The sequence below is a fragment of the Halomonas sp. PBN3 genome (assembly GCF_000475415.1).
GTDB classification, from domain to species: Bacteria; Pseudomonadota; Gammaproteobacteria; order Pseudomonadales; family Halomonadaceae; genus Halomonas; species Halomonas shengliensis.
Genome location: NZ_AXCA01000221.1, coordinates 84,883 through 106,000 on the forward strand (window position 1 = coordinate 84,883; position 21,118 = coordinate 106,000).

Annotated in this window: 17 protein-coding genes and 3 tRNA genes; 5 read left to right on the top strand and 15 right to left on the bottom strand. The window is 68.4% G+C overall.

Annotated features, from left to right (window positions below):
* Positions 1-90: 90 nt before the first annotated feature.
* Together lexA and Q673_RS35020 are read left to right on the top strand one after the other, a co-directional pair.
* Complete coding sequence (gene lexA / locus Q673_RS35015; RefSeq protein WP_023007486.1) at positions 91-573, top strand: transcriptional repressor LexA; 483 nt, start codon at positions 91-93, stop codon at positions 571-573.
* Positions 573-1,190 (top strand): IMPACT family protein, encoded by a 618-nt coding sequence (locus Q673_RS35020; RefSeq protein WP_023007487.1) that lies wholly within the window; start codon positions 573-575, stop codon positions 1,188-1,190. Before lexA ends, Q673_RS35020 begins: the two co-directional genes overlap by 1 nt.
* Before the next feature lie 243 nt (positions 1,191-1,433).
* On the opposite strand, the gene Q673_RS35025 is transcribed toward Q673_RS35020, so the two are convergent.
* From Q673_RS35025 to Q673_RS35035, 3 genes are all read right to left on the bottom strand, one after another.
* Positions 1,434-2,756, bottom strand: a complete 1,323-nt coding sequence (locus tag Q673_RS35025; RefSeq protein WP_023007488.1) for a sodium ion-translocating decarboxylase subunit beta — start codon at positions 2,754-2,756, stop codon at positions 1,434-1,436.
* Between the two features lie 10 nt (positions 2,757-2,766).
* Complete coding sequence (gene oadA, locus Q673_RS35030) at positions 2,767-4,578, bottom strand: sodium-extruding oxaloacetate decarboxylase subunit alpha (RefSeq protein WP_023007489.1); 1,812 nt, start codon at positions 4,576-4,578, stop codon at positions 2,767-2,769.
* A 70-nt stretch (positions 4,579-4,648) separates the two neighbouring features.
* The gene (locus Q673_RS35035; protein WP_023007490.1) at positions 4,649-4,903 is read right to left on the bottom strand and encodes an OadG family protein; all 255 of its coding nucleotides are present in this window, start codon (positions 4,901-4,903) and stop codon (positions 4,649-4,651) included.
* Positions 4,904-5,085: 182 nt separating this feature from the next.
* Here Q673_RS35035 and Q673_RS35040 point away from each other — a divergent pair, with 182 nt between their 5' ends.
* Positions 5,086-6,087 (top strand): tRNA dihydrouridine synthase, encoded by a 1,002-nt coding sequence (locus Q673_RS35040; protein ID WP_023007491.1) that lies wholly within the window; start codon positions 5,086-5,088, stop codon positions 6,085-6,087.
* A gap of 160 nt (positions 6,088-6,247) precedes the next feature.
* Here the strand turns inward: Q673_RS35040 and Q673_RS35045 are convergent.
* From Q673_RS35045 to Q673_RS35085, 9 genes are all read right to left on the bottom strand, one after another.
* Positions 6,248-6,324, bottom strand: a tRNA-Arg gene (locus Q673_RS35045).
* A 48-nt stretch (positions 6,325-6,372) separates the two neighbouring features.
* Positions 6,373-6,449: transfer RNA gene (locus Q673_RS35050), tRNA-Arg, on the bottom strand.
* Positions 6,450-6,470: 21 nt separating this feature from the next.
* A tRNA-Ser gene (locus tag Q673_RS35055) sits at positions 6,471-6,563 on the bottom strand.
* 78 nt (positions 6,564-6,641) lie between these two features.
* A complete protein-coding gene (csrA, locus tag Q673_RS35060; protein ID WP_023007492.1) occupies positions 6,642-6,839 on the bottom strand; it encodes a carbon storage regulator CsrA in 198 nt (65 codons plus the stop codon).
* Between the two features lie 207 nt (positions 6,840-7,046).
* Entirely contained in the window at positions 7,047-8,300 is a 1,254-nt protein-coding gene (locus Q673_RS35065; RefSeq protein ID WP_023007493.1) for an aspartate kinase, read from the bottom strand.
* 101 nt (positions 8,301-8,401) lie between these two features.
* A complete protein-coding gene (gene alaS / locus Q673_RS35070; RefSeq protein ID WP_023007494.1) occupies positions 8,402-11,017 on the bottom strand; it encodes an alanine--tRNA ligase in 2,616 nt (871 codons plus the stop codon).
* A 182-nt stretch (positions 11,018-11,199) separates the two neighbouring features.
* Entirely contained in the window at positions 11,200-11,676 is a 477-nt protein-coding gene (locus tag Q673_RS35075) for a regulatory protein RecX (RefSeq protein WP_023007495.1), read from the bottom strand.
* 3 nt (positions 11,677-11,679) lie between these two features.
* A complete protein-coding gene (gene recA / locus Q673_RS35080; protein ID WP_023007496.1) occupies positions 11,680-12,744 on the bottom strand; it encodes a recombinase RecA in 1,065 nt (354 codons plus the stop codon).
* 105 nt (positions 12,745-12,849) lie between these two features.
* Complete coding sequence (locus Q673_RS35085; RefSeq protein ID WP_023007497.1) at positions 12,850-13,362, bottom strand: CinA family protein; 513 nt, start codon at positions 13,360-13,362, stop codon at positions 12,850-12,852.
* Positions 13,363-13,467: 105 nt separating this feature from the next.
* Between Q673_RS35085 and mutS the strand changes: the two genes are divergently transcribed.
* Positions 13,468-16,050, top strand: coding sequence for a DNA mismatch repair protein MutS (gene mutS, locus Q673_RS35090; RefSeq protein WP_023007498.1), 2,583 nt, complete (start codon positions 13,468-13,470; stop codon positions 16,048-16,050).
* A gap of 156 nt (positions 16,051-16,206) precedes the next feature.
* Complete coding sequence (gene fdxA, locus Q673_RS35095) at positions 16,207-16,530, top strand: ferredoxin FdxA (RefSeq protein ID WP_023007499.1); 324 nt, start codon at positions 16,207-16,209, stop codon at positions 16,528-16,530.
* 499 nt (positions 16,531-17,029) lie between these two features.
* Here fdxA and eno read toward each other — a convergent pair whose 3' ends face one another.
* From eno to Q673_RS35110, 3 genes are all read right to left on the bottom strand, one after another.
* On the bottom strand, positions 17,030-18,322 hold the full coding sequence (gene eno, locus Q673_RS35100) for a phosphopyruvate hydratase (RefSeq protein WP_023007500.1): 1,293 nt from the start codon (positions 18,320-18,322) through the stop codon (positions 17,030-17,032).
* A gap of 91 nt (positions 18,323-18,413) precedes the next feature.
* Complete coding sequence (gene kdsA / locus Q673_RS35105) at positions 18,414-19,265, bottom strand: 3-deoxy-8-phosphooctulonate synthase (RefSeq protein ID WP_023007501.1); 852 nt, start codon at positions 19,263-19,265, stop codon at positions 18,414-18,416.
* Positions 19,266-19,270: 5 nt separating this feature from the next.
* Positions 19,271-20,926: a CTP synthase gene (locus tag Q673_RS35110; protein ID WP_023007502.1), complete on the bottom strand. Its 1,656-nt coding sequence runs from the start codon at positions 20,924-20,926 to the stop codon at positions 19,271-19,273.
* Positions 20,927-21,118 lie beyond the last annotated feature (192 nt).

Sequence of the window (21,118 nt, forward strand, 5' to 3'; positions counted from 1 at the left end):
CATCAAGCGGCGTGCGGATCGCGCGCCTTGCCAGATTCGGGCGCCCTGCTATGCTCAACGAACACTGTATGTTTCAACAGGAGATGCAGCATGCCCGAGGTCACCACGCGGTTCATGATCCGTCGCCCCAACCTGCCCCTGGCCGAGGCCTGGCATCCCTGCCCCGAACCCGATGCCAGCGAGGCGCTGGTGGAGGTGCCGCTGCTCGGCAGCGTCGCCGCGGGCCTGCCCATCGAGGCCTGCCCCAGCGTGAGCCATATCCACGTCCCCCGGCGCATGGTGCGGCGCAACACCTATGCCCTGCGCGTACGCGGCGACTCAATGATCGATTGCAACATCTTCGATGGCGATGTGATCATCATCGAGCAGTGCGAGAGCGCCGAGAACGGCGAGACCGCGGTGGTGATGATCAACAACCAGGAGGTCACCCTGAAGAAGCTCTACATCGAGAAGTCCGGCGTGCGCCTGCAGCCGGCCAACGAGCGCATGGCCCCCATCTTCCTGAAGAACAGCGACATCCAGGTACTGGGCATGGTGATGGGCGTGGTGCGCCAGGCCGAGATGGCCGCCTGATGCGCTACCCGGTGCCCGACCTGCCGCCCGGGGAGTGGACCCACAGCGAGCTCGAGGTGGAGAGGAGCCGCTTCCTCACCTGGGTGTGCCATGCCCCCGACGTAGCCGCCTTCGAGACGCTGCTGGCCGAGGCGCGGCGACGCTACCCCGACGCCAGCCACCACTGCAGCGCCTTCATCGCCGGCCCGCCGGGGGAGCAGGCCGCCATCGGCTTCTCCGACGACGGCGAGCCCGGCGGCACCGCCGGCCGCCCCATGTTCCAGGTGCTCGAGGGCTCGGGGCTGGGCCAGGTGGGCTGCGTGGTCACCCGCTACTTCGGCGGCACCAAGCTGGGCACCGGCGGCCTGGCGCGGGCCTACGCCCAGGCCGTCGCCCAGGCCCTGGAGGCCCTCCCCCGCCGTGAGGTGGTGGAGCGCGACCCGCTGCGCCTGCGCCTCGACTTCGCCGGCGAGGCCGAGGCCCGGGCCTGGCTCGCCGAGCGCGAGATCCCCGTGGAGGCGGCCGACTACGACGCCCGGGGCGTGCGCCTCACCGTCGGCTGGCCGCGCGACCTGGCGGTGGACCTGAGCCCGCTGGCATCGCGGCTGCGCGGCCACCTCGAGCTCCTCGAGGCCTGACCCTTCCGCCTTTTTGCCACCCAGGAAAGACGAAAGGCGCCCGCAGGCGCCTTTCGAGTGGCTAGGAGCCTGTCGGGCTTAACACTGATCTACTGCGAGATCCGGTCTTTCGGCCAATTTCATCGATCTGATTCGTTAAATAGCACGCTATTCGCCTTATCAGATCGATAAACTTGTCTCGAAATCCGAATCTCTCGTTACGATCGGTCAAACCCGACAGGCTCCTAGGGGTCGCCGCGGCGATCACCCCAGGTACTTGATCATCACCCCGGCGGCCACCGCCGAGCCGATCACCCCCGCCACGTTGGGCCCCATGGCGTGCATCAGCAGGAAGTTGTGGGGGTTGGACTCCAGCCCCACCTTGTTGGAGACCCGCGCCGCCATGGGCACCGCCGAGACCCCGGCGGAGCCGATCAGCGGGTTGATCGGCATGCGGCTCACCGCGTTCATCAGCTTGGCCATCAGGATCCCGCAGGCGGTGCCGATGGCGAAGGCCACCATGCCCAGCCCCAGGATGCCCAAGGTCTCCACCGCCAGGAAACGATCGGCCATCAGCTTGGAGCCCACCGAGAGCCCCAGGAAGATGGTGACGATGTTGATCAGGGCGTTCTGGGCGGTATCGGAGAGGCGCTCGACCACGCCGCACTCGCGCATCAGGTTGCCGAAGCAGAACATCCCCAGCAGCGGCGCCGCATCGGGCAGGAAGAGCACCACCAGGATCAGCAGCGCCAGCGGGAAGACGATCTTCTCCAGCTTGGACACCGGGCGCAGCTGGGTCATGACGATCTCGCGCTCCTTCTGCGAGGTCAGCGCCTTCATGATCGGCGGCTGGATCAGGGGCACCAGGGCCATGTAGGAGTAGGAGGCGACGGCGATGGCGCCCAGCAGTTCCGGGGCCAGGATGCTCGACACGTAGATCGATGTGGGGCCGTCGGCGCCGCCGATGATGCCGATGGCGGCGGCCTGGTTGAGCGAGAAGTCCATCCAGCCCATGGCCGTCATGCCCACCGCCCCGAGCAGGGTGGCGAAGATGCCGAACTGCGCCGCCGCGCCCAGGAACAGCGTCCGGGGGTTGGCCAGCAGCGGCCCGAAGTCGGTCATGGCGCCCACGCCCATGAAGATCACCAGCGGGGCGATGCCCGAGGCGATGGCCACGCTGTAGAACTGGTAGAGCATGCCGTGGGCATAACCGGCGTCCATGGCCACGTCGTTGGCGGCGCGCACCAGCGCCGGTGAGATGTCGCCATGCAGCACCTCGGCGATGGCGTGGCGCCACCCCTCGACGCCGGCGGCGGGGTCGAGGGAGGTGCCAAGGGCGGTGGCCAGCTGCTCGAGCACGCCGGGGCGCGCCAGGTGGGCGGCCTGTTCGGCCGCCGAGAGCGCCAGCCCCGCCTCGGGGATGTTGGCCAGTATCCCGCCGAAGCCGATCGGCACCAGCAGCAGCGGCTCGAACTTCTTAGCGATGGCCAGATAGAGCAGCCCCAGACCCACCAGGACCATGACGCCCTGGCCCAGGCTCAGGTTGTAGAGCCCCGAGCCGTACCAGAGGGTAAGCAGTTTCTCCATGACGGGGCCCCTAGAGTTCGATCAGCACGTCGCCGACGGCGACGCTGTCGCCCTCGCCGACCTTGACGGCGGAGACGGTACCGGCGCTCGCCGCGCGCACCTCGGTCTCCATCTTCATCGCCTCGAGGATGATCACCACGTCGCCCTCGGCGACGCTGTCACCCTCGCGCACGTTGACCTTGAAGATGTTGCCGGCCAGCGGCGCGGTGATCGCCTCGCCGCTGGACGCCGGGGCCGGGGCGCTGGCGGCCTGGGCCTCGCCCTGGGCGGTGACGTCGCCGATCTCGCCCCCCTCGGCGACCTCCACCACATAGGCCTTGCCGTTGACCTTGACGGTATAGGTCTCGGGGCCGGACGGCGCGGCCGCGGCCCCCTTGACCTCGGCCTTCGCCGGCGGCTGCGATGCCTGGGCATCCGGTGCCTGGGGCGCCGGCTCGAAGGCATCGGGGTTGTCGCGGTTGTTGAGGAACTTCAGGCCGATCTGCGGGAAGAGCGCGTAGGTGAGCACGTCATCGATCTCGCGCTCGCCCTCGGCCAGGCGGATGCCGTCGGCCTTGGCCTTCTCCTTGAGCTCGGCGGCCAGGCGGTCCATCTCGGGGCTGAGGTTGTCGGCCGGGCGGCAGGTGATCGGCTTGCCCCCCTCCAGCACGCGGGCCTGCAGCTCCTGGTTGAGCTCGGCGGGGGCGGCGCCGTACTCGCCCTTGAGCAGCGCCTGGACCTCCTTGGAGATCGACTTGTAGCGCTCCCCCATCATCACGTTCATCACCGCCTGGGTGCCGACGATCTGGGAGGTGGGCGTGACCAGCGGGATGAAGCCCAGATCCTCGCGCACGCGCGGAATCTCGGCCAGCACGTCGTCGAGCTTGTCGCCGGCGCCCTGCTCCTTGAGCTGGTTCTCCATGTTGGTGAGCATGCCGCCCGGGACCTGGGCGACCAGGATGCGCGAATCGATGCCCTTGAGCGAGCCCTCGAAGGCGGCGTACTTCTTGCGCACCTCGCGGAAGTAGGCAGCGATCTCCTCGAGCAGCTCGAGGTCGAGGCCGGTGTCGCGCTCGGTGCCCTGGAGGATGGCCACCACCGACTCGGTGGGACTGTGGCCGTAGGTCATGGACATCGAGGAGATGGCGGTGTCGACGTTGTCGATGCCCGCCTCGGCGGCCTTGAGGGCGGTCGCGGTGGACATGCCGGTGGTGGCATGGCAGTGCATATGGATGGGGATATCCACCGCCTTCTTGAGCTTGGTGACCAGCTCATAGGCGTCGTAGGGCTTGAGCAGGCCGGCCATGTCCTTGATCGCCAGGGAGTCGGCGCCCATGGCGGCGATGGTCTTGCCGAGCTCGACCCAGCCGTCCAGGGTGTGCACCGGGCTTACCGTGTAGGAGAGGGTGCCCTGGGCGTGGCCCTCGACCTGGCGCACCGCCTGGATGGCGCGCTCCAGGTTGCGCGGGTCGTTCATGGCATCGAAGACACGGAAGACGTCGACGCCGTTGGTCTTCGCCCGCTCGACGAACTTGTCCACCACGTCATCGGCGTAGTGGCGGTAGCCGAGCAGGTTCTGGCCGCGCAGCAACATCTGCTGGGGGGTGTTGGGCATGGCGGCCTTCAACGCCCGTATCCGCTCCCACGGATCCTCGCCGAGGTAGCGGATACAGGCGTCGAAGGTGGCCCCACCCCAGGACTCCAGCGACCAGAAGCCGACGCGGTCGAGCTTCTCGGCGATGGGCAGCATGTCATCGAGGCGCATGCGGGTGGCGAACAGCGACTGGTGGGCGTCGCGCAGGACGACATCGGTGATGCCAAGCGGGCGTACGGTGTCAGTCATGGTCGTGACCTTGTCGTTATGAATGGAAAAGAGAAGGGGACGGAAGAGGAGAGATCTGGCAGGCTGCCGCTCAGCGACGGTGGCGGCGGCGGTAGCGATGCACCGCGGCGCTGATGGCCACCATGACGTCATCGTCCTGGCGAGGCGCGGCGGCGCCACGACCACGGGCCGGCGTGGCCGGGGCCACGGGCTCCGGGAAGAAGCGGCCGATGACCTTGGACATCAGGGTGGTGACGATGACTAGCAAGGTAAGAAAAACAAAAACAAAGCCCATGCCCAGGGCCATGAGGGAGAGTCCCTCTTCCAGCAGCTGCATGTCCTGCATCGCGCGCCTCTCCTGTTGAACATGTACCTCCATGCGCCTCAACGGTGCGAGACATGGCGGCTTGCGCAAAATTTTCGATGCTATAACCTGCCACACTCTGATCAGATTGCAATGGTGCTGTGGTGGAAGTCGGCGTTGTTAATTTACTACAAGATGTACCGGGCAGGGTCGGCCTGGCCCCCATGGAGGGCGTTATCGACGCTCACACCCGGGACCTGCTGACCCGGCAGCCGGGCTTCGACTGGGCGGTCACCGAGTTCGTCCGCGTGGTAGATGCCCGACTGCCACCGCGTGTCTTCCACAAGCACTGCCCCGAACTGCGTGAGCCGCGCCTCGTCACCCCCGCCGGCGTGCCGGTGCAGCTGCAGCTGCTCGGCTCCGACCCGACGGCGCTGGCCGCCAATGCCGAGCAGGCCCTGCGCCTGGGCGCCACCGGCATCGACCTCAACTTCGGCTGCCCGGCCAAGCTGGTCAACCGCCACGACGGCGGCGCCTCGCTGCTGCGCGACCCCGGGCGCGTCCGCGCCGCGGTGGCGGCGGTGCACGACGCCGTGGGGCACGCCATCCCGGTGACCGCCAAGATCCGCCTGGGCTTCGCCGACCGGCGCCTGGCCTTGGCCTGTGGCCGTGCCGCCCAGGCCGGCGGCGCCCGCCACCTGGTGGTCCACGGCCGCACCCGCAACGAGGGCTACCGCCCCCCCGCCCACTGGGAGTGGATCGGCAGGCTCAGGCACGACCTCGCCATCCCGGTGGTCGCCAACGGCGACATCTGGACCTTGGAGGACTACTGGAAGGCACGCACCCTCTCCGGCTGCCGCGATGTCATGCTCGGCCGCGGGGCGCTGGCCGACCCCTGGCTGGCGTCACGCATCCGCCACTGGCAGCACACCGGCGAGCGCCTGGCGCCCACCCCCTGGGCGGCGCGGGCCAAGATCCTGAACGAATTCGCTGCATTGCAGCGTAGCACACTCCCCGAGCGCGTCGTCACGTCGCTGGTCAAGCAGTGGCTCAACCATATGCGCCAGGGCGACGCCGAGGCGGCGCGATGCTTCCAGCGCCTCAAGCGGCTCACGGCGCTGGACGAGCTGCTGGCAGGCCTGGCGGCCGATACTCCGGAACACGATGAGGCCGCCGCCCGGTCGACGAGCGCCATGACGACAGTCCAGGCGCTCTCTGCGGGATAACCATGATGGCAGGATAAAAAGGAGGCGCACGTCGCGGGGGCGACGGCGCCTCAAACGATCGCTGGGGCGCCGGGAGGCGGCGCCCCGGCTAGCAGAACCGGGCGGGACAGAGGTCCCGAGAAAGAGAAGACCCGCCCTCCGAGGAGGACGGGTCACAATCTGGCGCGCCCGGGAGGATTCGAACCTCCGACCACCTGATTCGTAGTCAGGTACTCTATCCAGCTGAGCTACGGGCGCGAAGTGCGGTGTTGTGGGTGACCGCCATCACCTGTCTTGCGTGGAAGCTGGCGCGCCCGGGAGGATTCGAACCTCCGACCACCTGATTCGTAGTCAGGTACTCTATCCAGCTGAGCTACGGGCGCTTGTGCTTCACGGTGTCGCTGTGGCGGAGAGGGAGGGATTCGAACCCTCGATGAGGCTATAAACCCCATACTCCCTTAGCAGGGGAGCGCCTTCAGCCACTCGGCCACCTCTCCCTAACGACACGGCGCATATCCTACCGTTACCGAAGGGGTTTGTCCAGCCTCCCTGCGGTTTTTTGCATCGCGGCGAGGCTACTCCTCATGATCGCCGGCATCCTCGTCGCTCTTCTCGCGCTGGATGCGCTGGTAGATCTCCTCGCGATGCACCGCCACATCCTTCGGCGCATTGACGCCGATACGCACCTGGTTGCCTTTCACGCCCAGTACCGTCACGGTGATGTCGTCCCCGATCATCAGGGTCTCGCCGACGCGGCGGGTCAGGATGAGCATGGCTGATCTCCTTCTCAGACTTTGTTCTCTGGCTGGCAACGGGATGTTGGCCGGCGGTACCACGCCGCCCCATTATGTGGCAGAACGTCCTCCGTGACCAACACGACAGCCCATCAGACAGGGGCCGCCCGTTGAAGGGAAGCGCCGCGACGCGACGCCTGGCGCTTCCCTACCAGCGTAGAAGGTAATCCGCCGCCGGGGGTCGGCTTATTCCTCGCCCTCGATGTCGGCCTTGTCCAGGCCGAAGGCTTTGTGCAGGGCGCGCACGGCGAGCTCCATCTGCTTCTCGTCGATCACCACGGAGATCTTGATCTCGGAGGTGGAGACCATGCGGATGTTGATGTTCTCCTCGGCGAGCACGCGGAACATCTTCGAGGCCACGCCGGCATGGGAGCGCATGCCCACGCCCACCAGGGAGACCTTGGCGATGTTGTCGTCGCCCTTGACCTCGCCCTCGCCCAGGTCCGACAGCACCTGCTCGTTGAGGATCTTGAGGGTCTGCTTGTAGTCGCCCTTGGCCACGGTGAAGGTGAAGTCGGTGTAGTCGCCGGCCGGGGCCACGTTCTGGACGATCATGTCGACTTCGATGTTGGCGTCGGCGATGGGGCCGAGGATGCGCGAGGCCACGCCCGGCACGTCCGGGGTGTTGAGCAGGGTCAGCTTGGCCTCGTTGGCGGTGAAGGCGATACCGGAGATCAGCGGTTCTTCCATGGAGTCCTCGTCTTGGTCGGAGTCTGCAACGATCAGGGTGCCGGGGCCATCCTCGAAGCTGGACAGCACGCGCAGCGGGACATTGTACTTGCCGGCGAACTCGACGGCGCGAATCTGCAGGACCTTGGAGCCCAGGCTCGCCAGCTCCAGCATCTCCTCGACGGTGATGGTCTCGAGGCGCTGGGCCTTGCTGCAGACCCGCGGGTCAGTGGTGTAGACGCCGTCGACGTCGGTGTAGATCTGGCACTCATCGGCCTTGAGCGCCGCGGCCAGCGCCACGCCGGTGGTATCGGAGCCGCCGCGTCCGAGGGTGGTGATGTTGCCCTCCTCGTCGACGCCCTGGAAGCCGGCGACCACCACCACCTGGCCGTCGTCCAGGTCGGACTGCAGCTCGTCGGTCTCGATGCGCTGGATGCGCGCCTTGGTGTGGGCGCTGTCGGTCTGGATGCCTACCTGGGAGCCGGTGTAGGAGGTCGCCGGCACGCCCAGCTTGTGCAGCGCCATGGCCAGCAGCGAGATGGTGACCTGCTCACCGGTGGAGACCAGCATGTCCATCTCGCGCGGCGTCGGCTCGTCGTTGATCTCGTTGGCCAGGCCGATCAGGCGGTTGGTCTCGCCGCTCATGGCGGAGACCACCACCACCACCTGGTGGCCGTTGTCACGGAAGCCCTTGACCTTCTCGGCCACGGCCTTGATGCGCTCCACGGAGCCCACCGAGGTACCGCCGAATTTCTGTACGTATAGTGCCATCTGTGAGTTTTCCCTCGCGCGTCGGGCATCGATGCCCGGATGAGTGAAAGGTGACTCGCTACGAACAGGGCCGGCGCCCTTCGGCGACCGGCCCTTGGTATCTACTCGCCGAGGCGCTCCTCGACCCAGGCGGCGACGCTCTCCAGGGCGCCCGGCAGGGCCGCCACGTCGCTGCCGCCGGCCTGGGCCATATCGGCCCGGCCGCCGCCCTTGCCGCCGACCTGGCCGGCCACGTGGTTGACCAGCTCGCCGGCCTTGACGCGGCCGGTGAGGTCGTCGGTGACCCCGGCGATCAGGCTGACCTTGCCGGCGGCCTCGTCGGCCACGCCGAGCACGATGATGCCGGAGCCCAGCTTGTTCTTGAGCTGGTCGAGCAGGCCACGCAGCTCCTTGCCGGAGACGCCCTCCAGCACCCGGGCCAGCACCTTGACCCCGTGGATCTCGCGGGCCTCGGCGACCATGTCGCTGCCGGCGGCGCTGGCCAGCTTGGCCTTGAGTCGCTCGAGCTCCTTCTCCAGGCCGCGATTGCGCTCCACCAGGGCCTCGACGCGCTCCTCAACCTGCTCGGGCTTGGCCTTGAGGCGCTCGCCGATGCGGTTGACCCGCGCCTCCTGCTCGCGGAACCAGGCGAGTGCCTCTTCGCCGGTGATCGCCTCGATGCGGCGCACGCCGGAGGCGATGCCCTGCTCGCCAACGATATGGAAGCAGCCGATGTCGCCGCTGCGCGCCACGTGGGTGCCACCACACAGCTCGATGGAGAAGTCGTCGGCGCCGATGGTCAGCACCCGCACGCTGTCGGCGTACTTGGCTTCGAAGAGCGCCGCCGCCCCCTTGGCCTTGGCCTGTTCGAGGGTCATCTGCTCGATGCGGGTCGGCGCGTTGGCCAGCACCTGCTCGTTGACCAGGCGCTCCACCTCGGCGAGCTGCTCGGCTGTCATGGGCTCGAAGTGGCTGAAGTCGAAGCGCAGCCGTTCGGGGGTCACCAGCGACCCCTTCTGCGCCACGTGGTCGCCCAGCACCAGGCGCAGCGCCTTGTGCATGAGGTGGGTGGCGGAGTGGTTGCGCATCGTGGCGGCACGCAAGCCGGCATCTACCTCGGGACGCACCGCGGCCCCCACGGCAAGCTCACCCTCGAGCAGTACGCCGTGGTGCAGGTGGTGGCCGCCCTGCTTCTGGGTGTCCTCCACCAGGAAGCGGCCGCCGCCCTCGAGGTGCAGGTAGCCGGTATCCCCGACCTGGCCGCCGGACTCGCCGTAGAAGGGGGTACGGTCGAGCACCACCACCGCCCTCTGCTCGGGGGAAAGGGCGTCCAGGGCATTGCCGTCACGGTCGGCCAAGGCGGTCACGGTGGCGCTGTCCGTGAGGCGCTCGTAGCCGGTGAAGGTGGTCTCGCCCTCCAGCTCCAGGGCGGCGCCGTAGTCGGCGCCGAACTGGCTGGCGGCACGGGCGCGCTCGCGCTGGGCCTCGAGGGCGCGCTCGAAGCCGACCTCGTCCAGGGTCACGCCGCGCTCACGGCAGACGTCGGCGGTCAGGTCATAGGGGAAGCCGTAGGTGTCGTAGAGCTTGAACACCGTCTCGCCGGGCAGCACCTCGCCGTCGAGACCGGCCAGGGCCTCCTCGAGCAGGCCCATGCCGTGCTCGAGGGTGCGGGCGAACTGCTCCTCCTCCTTGAGCAGCACGCGCTCGATCTGCTGGCGCGCCTCGCGAAGCTCGGGATAGGCGTCGCCCATCTCGGCATCCAGCGCCCCCACCAGCTTGTGGAAGAAGTGGCCCTGGGCGCCCAGCTTGTGGCCATGGCGGATGGCGCGACGGATAATCCGGCGCAGCACGTAGCCACGCCCCTCGTTGGAGGGCAACACGCCGTCGGCGACCAGGAAGGCGCAGGAGCGGATATGGTCGGCGATCACCCGCAGCGAGGGGTGGCGGGTATCGGCGTGGCCGGTATGGCGCGCCGCCGCCTCGAGCAGGTTCTGGAAGAGGTCGATCTCGTAGTTGGAGTGCACCCCCTGCATCACCGCGGCGATACGCTCCAGGCCCATGCCGGTGTCGATGGAGGGCTTGGGCAGCGGATGCATGGTGCCCTCGGCATCGCGATCGAACTGCATGAACACCAGGTTCCAGATCTCGATGTAGCGATCGCCATCCTCCTCGGGGCTCCCGGGCGGCCCGCCCCATACCTCCGGGCCATGGTCATAGAAGATCTCGGAGCTGGGGCCGCAGGGGCCGGTATCGCCCATCTGCCAGAAGTTGTCCTCGTCCAGCTTCGAGAAGCGCTCGGGGTCGATGCCGATCTCCTCCTTCCAGATCGCCTCGGCCTCGTCGTCGCTGACGTGGACCGTGACCCACAGCTTCTCCTTGGGCAGCGCCAGGGTGCCGGTGAGGAACTCCCAGGCGAAGCGGATGGCGTCGCGCTTGAAGTAGTCGCCGAAGCTGAAGTTGCCCAGCATCTCGAAGAAGGTGTGGTGGCGGGCGGTGTAGCCGACGTTGTCGAGATCGTTGTGCTTGCCGCCGGCGCGCACGCAGCGCTGGGCCGAGGTGGCACGCACATAGGGGCGCGGGTCGCGACCCAGGAAGACATCCTTGAAGGGCACCATGCCCGCGTTGGTGAACAGCAGGGTCGGGTCGTTGCCGGGAACCAGGGAGCTGGAGGGCACGACGGTATGGTCGTGCGCCTCGAAGTAACTCAGAAAGGCCTGTCTGATGTCTGCGCTTTTCATGGGGTATCCGTGGCGATGAACGGGGTGACCCGGCGGGCGACGCTGGCTCGACACAGGCGCCACGACGCGGCGGATAGCGACGCGTCGCGGTGCCGCGGGATGCCACCCGGGGCGTTCGCAAAGGGAATCATTATAGCGCAGCTGTCAAGGGACTGAAGGGGCGGGGCGCCCCGGCGAGGTGATCAGGCATCGTCCCAGGCATGCGCCAGGGCGTGACGCACCTGGTCGAAGTCGAAGCCGCGGCCAGCCAGGAAGCGCTCGCGGCGGGCGCGCTCGCGGGGAGAGTCGCCGGGCCCCGAGAAGCGTCGCGCCAGGGTCTCGGCGGCAAGCGCAAACCAGTCGGTCGCACCGCCGGCCTCCTGCTCGGCGAAGGCCGCGGCGACGAGCTCACGCTCGACGCCGCGGCGCTCGAGCTCCAGGCGAATCTTGACGGGCCCCTGCCCCCGCGCCAGGCGCGAGCGCAGGAAACTCTCGGCGAAGCGTGCATCGGACTGCAGCCCCTCCCGGGCCAGGGCGTCGAGGCAGGCCTCGACCTCCGCGGCGGCGTGCCCCTTCGCCGCCAGGCGCTCGGCCAGCTCGGCGCGGGCATACTCGCGCCGGGCCAGCAGGCGGATGGCGTCGTCGCGGGGCGTGGCCTCGCCCGGGGTCCGCTCGCGCATGGCTTACAGCAGGTCGTCGTCCGCGTCGCCGCCGGCAGGCAGGGCGGCCTCCTCGGCCTCCTCCTTGGGCTTGGGCACGGTGAGCAGCTGGGCGCGGATCTCGCTCTCGATCTCCTCCATGATCGCCGGGTTGTCCTCGAGGAACTGGGCGGCATTGGCCTTGCCCTGGCCGATCTTGTTGCCCTGGTAGCTGTACCAGGCGCCCGCCTTGTCGACCAGCTTGCACTGCACGCCCAGGTCGATCACCTCGCCGGCGTGGTAGATCCCCTTGCCGTAGAGGATCTGGAACTCGGCCTGGCGGAACGGCGGCGCCACCTTGTTCTTGACCACCTTGACCCGGGTCTCGTTGCCGGTGACCTCGTCGCCCTGCTTCACCGAGCCGGTACGGCGGATATCGAGGCGCACGCTGGAGTAGAACTTCAGGGCGTTGCCGCCGGTGGTGGTCTCGGGGCTGCCGAACATCACGCCGATCTTCATGCGGATCTGGTTGATGAACACCACCAGGCAGTTGGCGTTCTTGATGTGGCCGGTGATCTTGCGCAGCGCCTGGGACATCAGGCGCGCCTGCAGGCCGACGTGGGAGTCGCCCATCTCGCCCTCGATCTCGGCCCGCGGGGTCAGCGCGGCCACCGAGTCGATGATGATCACGTCGACGCCACCGGAGCGCACCAGCATGTCGGTGATCTCGAGGGCCTGCTCGCCGGTGTCGGGCTGGGAGACCAGCAGGTCGTCGAGGTTGACGCCCAGCTTCTCGGCGTAGCTCGGGTCCAGGGCGTGCTCGGCGTCGACGAAGGCGCACACCTTGCCCTGCTTCTGGGCCTCGGCGATCACCGACAGGGTCAGGGTGGTCTTGCCCGAGGACTCGGGGCCGAAGATCTCCACCACGCGGCCATAGGGCAGGCCGCCGATGCCCAGCGCGATGTCCAGGCCCAGCGAGCCGGTGGAGACCGCCGGCATGGCCACCCGGGGCGCGTCGCCCAGGCGCATCACGGTGCCCTTGCCGAACTGGCGCTCGATCTGGGAGAGGGCGGCGTCGAGCGCCTTGGAGCGGTTGTCATCCTGAGCCATCACGGGCCTCCTGAATCTGGGGTCTCTGAAATACTGTATGACTGCACAGTAGTATGGCGAAAAATCGCGGGCGCGGCCAGTGCCGATTCTCCCGGGAGGGAGGCGTCACGCCTGCTCAAGGCGCCGCACCAGCCCGACCAGCGCCTCGCGCACCGCCTGCTCGCGCACCGCCCGGCGATCACCGGGGAAATGGTGGCACGCCGCCTCGGCCGCTTCGGCGCCGCCCCAGGCCAGCCACACCATGCCCACCGGCTTCTCGGGGCTGCCGCCGCCGGGGCCGGCGACGCCACTGATCGCCACGCCGAGCGTGGCACCGCTTTCGCCACAGGCGCCGCGCACCATGGCCTCCACCACCTCGCGGCTGACCGCACCGTGGGCCTCGAGCAGCGCCTCGGGCACCCCCAGCAGGCGGGTCTTGGCGGCATTGGAGTAGGTGACGTAGCCGGTCTCGAAGTAGTCGGAGCTGCCGGCCACCGCGGTGATGGCGCTGGCCACGCCACCGCCGGTGCAGGACTCGGCGGTGGTGAGGATGGCGCCGCGCCGTCGGCACTGCCGCCCCAGGCGCTCGGCCAGGGTGACCAGGTCGAGGTTGGCGAGGCTCGCCGGGGAGTGGGACATGGGAACACCTCCTGGGTCGGGTGCAATCGCTCCTGACGGAGCCGCTGCCTGGGGGCTAGAATACTGGCTTTTGCCCGCGAGTGCAGAGTCCCAACAGGATCCCCGATGTCACAGGCCGCAAGCCCGCAACACACGCCGATGATGGCCCAGTACCTGAAGATCAAGCGCGAGCACCCGGACGTGCTGCTCTTCTACCGCATGGGCGACTTCTACGAGCTCTTCTACGACGACGCCCGGCGCGCCGCGGCGCTGCTCGACATCACCCTGACCCAGCGCGGCCAGTCCGCCGGCAAGCCGATTCCCATGGCCGGGGTGCCCTACCACAGCGCCGAGGGGTACCTGGCACGGCTGGTGGCCGCCGGCGAGTCGGTGGCGATCTGCGAGCAGATCGGCGACCCCGCCGCCGCCAAGGGGCCGGTGGAGCGCCGCGTGGTGCGCATCGTCACCCCCGGCACCCTCTACGACGAGGCGCTGCTCGACGCCCGCCGCGATAACCTGCTGGTGGCGGTGCACGGCGCCGGGGAGCGCATCGGCCTGGCCTGGCTGGAGCTCTCCAGCGGGCGCTTCGGGGTACTGGAGGTGGAGGGCGAAGGCGAGATGCTCGCCGAGCTCCAGCGCCTCGACCCCGCCGAGCTGCTGGTGGCGGAGAGCCTCTCCCTGCCGCCGGCCCTGGAGGGGCGCCGCGGCCTGCGCCGCCAGAGCGACTGGCTGTTCGACCTGGAGAGCGCGACCCGCCTGCTCTGCGACCAGTTCGGCGTGGCCGACCTGCGCGGCTTCGGTTGCGCCCACCTGGAGGCCGCCATCACCGCCGCCGGGGTGCTGGTGGAGTACGCCAGGGACACCCAGCGCTCGCGCCTGCCCCATGTCACCGCCATCGGCGTGGAGAGCCGCGACGACGCCGTGGTGATCGACGCCGCCAGCCGCCGCAACCTGGAGATCGACGTGAACCTCGGCGGCGGCGGCGACAACACCCTGGCCAGCGTGCTGGACACCAGCGCCACCGCCATGGGCTCGCGGCTGCTCAAGCGCTGGCTCAACCGTCCGCTGCGCGACCGCCAGCGGGTGGAGGCGCGCCAGGCGGCGGTGGCGCTGCTGCTGGCGCACGATGGCTTCGCGGCGCTGCGCGACGACCTCAAGGCGATCGGTGACGTGGAGCGTATCCTTGCCCGGGTGGCCCTCTACAGCGCCCGCCCCCGGGACCTCGCCCGCCTGCGCGATGCCCTGGCGGCGCTGCCGGCGCTGGAGCAGGCGCTCGCCGACTACCCCGAGGGCTCGGCCCTGGACGAGCTCAGGCGGCACGTCCACCCCTACCCCGAGCTGGCCAACACCCTGACCCGCGCCCTGGTGGAGAACCCGCCGGTGGTGATCCGCGACGGCGGGGTGATCGCCGAGGGCTTCGATGCCGAGCTCGACGAGCATCGCGGCCTGGCCGAGCACGCCGGCGACTACCTGGTGCAGCTGGAGACCCGGGAGCGCGAACGCACCGGCCTGCCCGGCCTCAAGGTGGGCTACAACCGTGTCCACGGCTACTACATCGAGATCCCCCGCGCCCAGGCCAAGGAGGCCCCCGCGGACTACATCCGCCGCCAGACCCTGAAGAACGCCGAGCGCTTCATCATCCCCGAGCTCAAGGCGTTCGAGGACAAGGCGCTGTCGGCCAAGTCCCGAGCCCTGGCCCGGGAGAAGCTGCTCTACGACGGCCTGCTCGACACCCTCAACGCCGAGCTCGATGCCCTCCAGGCCAGTGCCCGGGCGCTGGCCGCCCTGGACGTGCTGTGCGCCTTCGCGGAGCGCGCCCAGGCGCTGGACTTCACACGGCCGCGGCTCGCCGATGCCCCGGGGATCGCCATCCGCGGCGGCCGCCACCCGGTGGTAGAGCACGTCTCCGACGCCCCCTTCGTGCCCAACGACCTGGTGATGGGCGATGAGCGCCGCATGCTGGTGATCACCGGCCCCAACATGGGCGGCAAGTCCACCTACATGCGCCAGGCGGCGCTGATCGTGCTGCTCGCCCACACCGGCGCCTTCGTGCCGGCAGACGAGGCCGAGATCGGCCCGGTGGACCGCATCTTCACCCGCATCGGCTCCTCGGATGACCTGGCCGGGGGTCGCTCCACCTTCATGGTGGAGATGACCGAGACCGCCAGCATCCTGCACAACGCCACCGACCAGAGCCTGGTGCTGATGGACGAGATCGGCCGCGGCACCAGCACCTTCGATGGCCTCTCGCTGGCCTGGGCCAGCGCCGAACACCTGACCCGCACCCGCGCCTTCACGCTGTTCGCCACCCACTACTTCGAGATGACCGCGCTGGCCGAGCAGGCCGAGGGCGTCGCCAACGTGCACCTGACGGCGGCGGAGCACAAGGACGGCATCGTCTTCATGCACCGCGTCGAGGAGGGTCCGGCAAGCCAGAGCTACGGCCTGCAGGTGGCCCAGCTGGCCGGCGTGCCTCAGGGGGTGATCGCCCGGGCCCGTGAGAAGCTCGCCCAGCTCGAGCAGCAGGAGGTCGACCAGGGCAGCCGCGCCGCGCCGGGCGCCGAGGGCGGCGGCTCGGCACCGCTGCAGAGCGACCTCTTCGCCAGCGCCCCCCACCCGCTGTTGGAGGAACTCAGCGGCCTCGCCCTGGACGACCTCACCCCGCGCCAGGCGCTGGAGCTGCTCTATCGCTGGCGGGAAACGCTTTAAGAGGCAGCGCCCTCGCTTGCGGCGGCCTGGCGGCCGCGACTAGAATGGACGGATTACCGAACACCTTAGAATAAGAAAGCTTCTTTTTATTACCTTTTACTATTCACAGCGGCCGCGGCCCCAGGCGCGCCCGGCCATGAGGGAGGGAAGAGCGGCATGACATTCGTCGTCACCGAGAACTGCATCAAGTGCAAGTACACCGACTGCGTCGAGGTGTGTCCGGTGGACTGCTTCTACGAGGGGCCCAACTTCCTGGTGATCCACCCCGACGAGTGCATCGACTGCGCCCTGTGCGAGCCGGAATGCCCCGCCGAGGCGATCTTCTCGGAGGATGAGCTGCCCGACGGCCAGGAACCCTTCATCGAGATCAATGCCGAACTCGCCGAGGTGTGGCCCAACATCAGCGAGAAGAAGGACCCGCTGCCCGACGCCGAGGAGTGGGACGGCAAGCCCGGCAAGCTCGAGCAGCTGGAGCGCTGAGCCGGCCGCCACTCCGCCGGCAGTCTGGCCATGAAAAAAGCGCCGACCATCTCGCGATGGTCGGCGCTTTTTATGCTGCCCCGCCGGGCAGCAGGAGAAGCACACCACTCACTGAAGGAAAAAAGGCGGCCCTCAGGCCGCCAGCTCCAAGCCGTTCCTCGAGCGGGTCCTTCCGCCCTGACTCCCGTGATGACATCCCTACCCGGAGGCGGCGTCCTGCCGCACCTGGCGCATCACTCAGCATCCCGTTGCATCCTGCCGGGGGCATCGTCCCATGCCCCCTCGTCCCGCTGTGCATTCTGGCAGAGCCTGGCGAGGGCACAAGCACCCGGTTCGCCGCCACCGGCGACGCTCCCTGCTCCTTCAGGGCAGCACCCTCTCGAGAAAAACACTTCAATTTCAAAGGGATAAGAAAAATGCCGGCACCCTGGGGTGCCGGCCTTCTCGCCGCCATGTAGGCCATCGCCTACGCAACATGTAGGCGATTTCCTACATGAGGTTACTGTCCCTTGATCGCCGCGAGGCCGGGATAGCCCACGCCATCGCCAAGCTCCTGCTCGATCACCAGCAGGCGGTTGTACTTGGCCACGCGGTCGCTGCGGCACAGCGAGCCGGTCTTGATCTGGCCGGCGCTGGTCCCCACGGCGAGGTCGGCGATGGTGGTGTCCTCGGTCTCGCCGGAGCGGTGGGAGATCACCGCGGTGAAGCCGGCATCCTGGGCCATGCGGATAGCGTCCAGGGTCTCGGAGAGCGAGCCGATCTGGTTGAACTTGATCAGGATGGAGTTGCCGATCTTCTCGTCGATGCCGCGCTTGAGGATGCGGGTGTTGGTGACGAAGAGGTCGTCGCCCACCAGCTGCACCTTGTCACCCAGCCGGTCGGTCAGCGCCTTCCAGCCCTCCCAGTCGGATTCGTCCATGCCATCCTCGATGGAGACGATGGGGTACTGGTCACACAGCTCGGCCAGGTAGTCGACGAAGCCGGCGGCGTCGAAGGCCTTGCCCTCGCCGGCCAGGTCGTAGCGGCCGTCCTTGAAGAACTCGGAGGAGGCGCAGTCCAGTGCCAGGGTCACGTCGCGGCCCAGCGCGTAGCCGGCGTCCTCGACGGCCTGCTGGATCACCGCCAGGGCCTCGGCGTTTGAGGCCAGGTTGGGGGCGAAGCCGCCCTCGTCGCCCACCGAGGTGGAGAGGCCGCGGCCGGCGAGCACCTTCTTCAGGGCATGGAAGATCTCGGCGCCCATGCGCAGGCCCTCGCGGAAGCTCGCCGCGCCCACCGGCTGGACCATGAACTCCTGGATGTCGACGTTGTTGTCGGCATGCTCGCCACCGTTGAGGATATTCATCATCGGCACCGGCATCAGATACTGGCCCGGCTGGCCGTAGAGCTCGGCGATATGCGCGTAGAGGGGCACGCCCTTGGCGTTGGCGGCGGCCTTGGCGGCGGCCAGCGACACCGCCAGGATGGCATTGGCGCCGAGCTTGGCCTTGTTGTCGGTGCCGTCGAGGGCCAGCATGGCGTCGTCGAGGCCGCGCTGGTCGCGGGCGTCCATGCCGACGAGGGCCTCGCGGATGGCGCCGTTGACGGCTTCCACCGCCTTCAGCACGCCCTTGCCCAGGTAGCGGGCCTTGTCGCCGTCGCGCAGCTCCAGCGCCTCGCGGGAGCCGGTGGAGGCACCGCTGGGGGCACAGGCCACGCCCACGGCGCCGCTCTCCAGGCGTACCTCGCCCTGGACGGTGGGGTTGCCGCGGGAGTCGAGCACCTCGAGGGCGCGAATATCGACAATCTTGGTCATCTTTGTCGTCCTTTCATGATGTCAGCGTTGATGGCGTCGATGGGAAACCGCCGTGCTCTCTCGGCTTGCCGGTGCTGCCTGGGTAGCCGGGTTATTCGATATCCAGGGCGGGGAACCCCTTGACCAGCTCGTCGATGGCCTTGAGCTGCGCCAGGAAGGGCTCGAGGCGGTCCAGCGGCAGCGCGCAGGGGCCATCGCACTTGGCGCTGTCGGGGTCGGGATGCGCCTCCAGGAAGAGCCCCGCCAGGCCCACGGCGACCCCGGCGCGGGCCAGCTCGGCGACCTGAGCGCGACGGCCGTCGGTGCTGTCGGCGCGCCCGCCGGGGCGCTGCAGCGAGTGGGTGACGTCGAAGAACACCGGCAGGCCGGTGGCCTTCATCTCGCCGAAGCCGAGCATGTCCACCACCAGGTTGTTGTAGCCGAAGCTCGAGCCGCGTTCGCAGAGGATTACCCGGTCGTTGCCGGCCTCCTCGCACTTGCGCACGATATGGCGCATCTCGTGGGGTGCCAGGAACTGCGGCTTCTTGACGTTGATCACCGCCCCGGTCTTCGCCATGGCCACGACGAGGTCGGTCTGGCGGGCCAGGAAGGCCGGCAACTGGATGACGTCGGCCACCTCGGCGGCCGGTTCGGCCTGCCAGGGCTCATGGACGTCGGTGAGGATCGGCACGCCGAAGCGCGCCTTCACCTCGGCCAGGATCTCGAGCCCCTTCTCGAGGCCGGGGCCGCGGAAGGAGTGGATGGAGCTGCGGTTGGCCTTGTCGAAGCTGGCCTTGAAGACGTAGGGCATGCCGAGCCTGCCGGTGACTTCGACGTAGGTCTCGGCGACCTCCAGGGCCAGCCCGCGGGACTCCAGCACGTTCATGCCGCCGAACAGCATCAGCGGCAACGAATTGCCGGCCTTCAGGCCGGCAATCTCGAGGGTACGTTCGGGGGCGCTCATCGGCATCACTCCTGGTGGGAGGACTGGGCGCGGGTCCGTGCCGCCTTGTGCTCCAGCGCGGCGTTGACGAAGCCGGTGAACAGCGGATGGCCATCGCGGGGCGTGGAGGTGAACTCCGGGTGGAACTGGCAGGCGACGTACCAGGGATGGTCGGGCAGCTCCACGACCTCCACCAGGGAGTTGTCGACGCTCTTGCCGGAGACCACAAGGCCGGCCTGCTCGAGCTGCTCGACGAACTGCTCGTTGACCTCGAAGCGGTGGCGGTGGCGCTCGACGATCTCGTCGGCCCCGTAGGCCTCGCGGGCCTTGCTGCCGGCCTTGAGCTGGCACACCTGGCCCCCCAGGCGCATGGTGCCGCCGAGGTCGGAGGCCGCGTCGCGCAGCTCGACCTTGCCCTCGGGGCTCAGCCACTCGGTGATCAGGCCTACCACCGGGTGCAGGGTGTCGTGGGTGAACTCGGTGGAGTTGGCGTCCTCCCAGCCGGCCACGTGGCGGGCGAACTCGATCACCGCCACCTGCATGCCGAGGCAGATGCCGAGATAGGGGATGCCGTTCTCGCGGGCGAAGCGGGCCGTGGCGATCTTGCCCTCGACGCCGCGCTCGCCGAAGCCGCCGGGCACCAGGATGGCGTCCTTGCCGGCCAGGCGCTCGGTGCCGTGGCGCTCGATGTCCTCGGAGTCGATGTAGTCGACGTTGACCTTCACCCGGGTCTGGATGCCGGCGTGGATCAGCGCCTCGTTGAGGGACTTGTAGGCGTCGAGCAGCTCCATGTACTTGCCGACCATGGCGATGTTGATCGACTTGAGCGGGTTGAGCTTGGCGTCGAGCACCTTGACCCACTCGGAGAGGTCGGCCTCGTCGGCGGTGAGCCGCAGCTTGTCACAGACGATCTCGTCCAGGCCGTGCTCATGGAGCATCAACGGGATGCGGTAGATGGTGTCGGCATCCTGGAGCGGGATGACCGCGCGCTCCTCGACGTTGGTGAACAGCGCGATCTTGCGCCGCTCGGTCTCCTCCAGCTCCACCTCGCTGCGGCAGATCAGGATGTCCGGCTGGATACCGATGGAGCGCAGCTCCTTGACGCTGTGCTGGGTCGGCTTGGTCTTGGTCTCGCCGGCGGTCTTGATGTAGGGCACCAGGGTGAGGTGCATGAAGATCGCCCGGCTGGCGCCCAGCTCGCTTCTGATCTGGCGGATCGACTCCAGGAAGGGCAGCGACTCGATGTCGCCCACGGTGCCACCGATCTCCACCAGGGCCACGTCGAAGCCCTCGCCGCCCTCGTAGACGCGGCGCTTGATCTCGTCGGTGATATGGGGGATCACCTGCACGGTGCCGCCCAGGTAGTCGCCGCGGCGCTCCTTGCGCAGCACGTGCTCGTAGACCCGGCCGGTGGTGAAGTTGTTGCCCTGGGTCATCTTGGTGCGGATGAAACGCTCGTAGTGCCCAAGGTCCAGGTCGGTCTCGGCGCCATCCTCGGTGACGAACACCTCGCCGTGCTGGAAGGGGCTCATGGTGCCCGGGTCCACGTTGATGTACGGGTCGAGCTTGAGCATGGTGACCTTGAGGCCGCGCGCCTCGAGAATCGCCGCCAGCGAGGCCGACGCGATGCCCTTGCCGAGAGAGGACACAACGCCGCCGGTCACGAAGATGTATCGTGTCATGGAGAACCTGTCGAAACGTGATCGGTAGGCCCGGCAGGAAGCCGCGCCAGGATGGGTCGACAGGATAGCAGAGGGCGACCTTGGTCTCAATTTCGGGCTATAGCACCGTGTGCCCGACATGTCATCAGAGCCCACTCGGGGCTGATCTGGCGGCAAGCCTACGAGGAGGCGCTGTGAATACCTCCCTGTACG

Excerpts from the sequence above, each read along its gene's own strand:
- alaS (WP_023007494.1), bottom strand. The coding sequence starts at position 11,017 with ATGAAAAGCGCAGACATCAGACAGGCCTTTCTGAGTTACTTCGAGGCG.
- kdsA (WP_023007501.1), bottom strand. The coding sequence starts at position 19,265 with ATGAGCGCCCCCGAACGTACCCTCGAGATTGCCGGCCTGAAGGCCGGC.
- oadA (WP_023007489.1), bottom strand. The coding sequence starts at position 4,578 with ATGACTGACACCGTACGCCCGCTTGGCATCACCGATGTCGTCCTGCGC.
- Q673_RS35110 (WP_023007502.1), bottom strand. The coding sequence starts at position 20,926 with ATGACACGATACATCTTCGTGACCGGCGGCGTTGTGTCCTCTCTCGGC.
- Q673_RS35040 (WP_023007491.1), top strand. The coding sequence starts at position 5,086 with ATGGAGGGCGTTATCGACGCTCACACCCGGGACCTGCTGACCCGGCAG.
- Q673_RS35025 (WP_023007488.1), bottom strand. The coding sequence starts at position 2,756 with ATGGAGAAACTGCTTACCCTCTGGTACGGCTCGGGGCTCTACAACCTG.
- recA (WP_023007496.1), bottom strand. The coding sequence starts at position 12,744 with ATGGCTCAGGATGACAACCGCTCCAAGGCGCTCGACGCCGCCCTCTCC.
- Q673_RS35075 (WP_023007495.1), bottom strand. The coding sequence starts at position 11,676 with ATGCGCGAGCGGACCCCGGGCGAGGCCACGCCCCGCGACGACGCCATC.
- Q673_RS35065 (WP_023007493.1), bottom strand. The coding sequence starts at position 8,300 with ATGGCACTATACGTACAGAAATTCGGCGGTACCTCGGTGGGCTCCGTG.
- lexA (WP_023007486.1), top strand. The coding sequence starts at position 91 with ATGCCCGAGGTCACCACGCGGTTCATGATCCGTCGCCCCAACCTGCCC.
- fdxA (WP_023007499.1), top strand. The coding sequence starts at position 16,207 with ATGACATTCGTCGTCACCGAGAACTGCATCAAGTGCAAGTACACCGAC.
- Q673_RS35035 (WP_023007490.1), bottom strand. The coding sequence starts at position 4,903 with ATGCAGGACATGCAGCTGCTGGAAGAGGGACTCTCCCTCATGGCCCTG.
- eno (WP_023007500.1), bottom strand. The coding sequence starts at position 18,322 with ATGACCAAGATTGTCGATATTCGCGCCCTCGAGGTGCTCGACTCCCGC.
- csrA (WP_023007492.1), bottom strand. The coding sequence starts at position 6,839 with ATGCTCATCCTGACCCGCCGCGTCGGCGAGACCCTGATGATCGGGGAC.
- mutS (WP_023007498.1), top strand. The coding sequence starts at position 13,468 with ATGTCACAGGCCGCAAGCCCGCAACACACGCCGATGATGGCCCAGTAC.
- Q673_RS35085 (WP_023007497.1), bottom strand. The coding sequence starts at position 13,362 with ATGTCCCACTCCCCGGCGAGCCTCGCCAACCTCGACCTGGTCACCCTG.
- Q673_RS35020 (WP_023007487.1), top strand. The coding sequence starts at position 573 with ATGCGCTACCCGGTGCCCGACCTGCCGCCCGGGGAGTGGACCCACAGC.